Source organism: Thiolapillus sp. (genome assembly GCF_048562965.1).
In the GTDB taxonomy this organism is placed as follows: domain Bacteria; phylum Pseudomonadota; class Gammaproteobacteria; order Chromatiales; family Chromatiaceae; genus Thiolapillus; species Thiolapillus brandeum_A.
On record NZ_JBHNMF010001546.1, the window covers coordinates 1 to 566 of the forward strand.

General features: G+C 50.5%; 1 protein-coding gene. It reads left to right on the plus strand.

All coding sequences use genetic code 11. The features are described from left to right. Positions 1 to 376: 376 nt before the first annotated feature. A partial coding sequence (locus ACOCD2_RS25430) for a hypothetical protein (RefSeq protein WP_293675602.1) occupies positions 377 to 566 on the plus strand: 190 nt, incomplete at its 3' end.

Consider the following 566-nt stretch of genomic DNA (forward strand, 5'->3'; position numbering starts at 1 on the left):
GATTAATTAATTCAGTATATTGGCATGCGCTAATTATCTGGAGCTGCCCGAAAAAGATAGCTATTTATAGACGGGAACTAACTATGATCTACATGATTGCCAGCCCGGCGGGTTCCATACTGAAATCCATATGAAACGTCGAAGAGCCTCTAAACATAGCATATATGTTGCTGTTTATTGCTTAGTCCATAATTCTATCAGTGGATTTTTACCTGCCTGTCTCCAGAGCCACCAGATGCCGGCGCATGGATGACGGAAACCGAGATTTCCTGTCAAAACTGCTGGGGTGGCTCACGGTTTTTCCAGCGCGATCGTGGTAACTTTATGCTGTAAAAAAAACCAGGTCATTCCTCTACGCAGCTTTGAGGCCTTAGTCATGATTCAACGCCACTCCGCATACAACACCCGCTCCCTCCTATCCCGCGCAGCGGCCTGTCTCCTCATCCTTTTTACCCTCCCTGCCTGGGCCACGACCACCCGCCTCAGCGAAAGCAACACGGTTCTGGGGCGACAGGCCTCCTGGGAAAGCGATTCACCCTCCCTGTCGGCTGACGGCAAACTGCTGG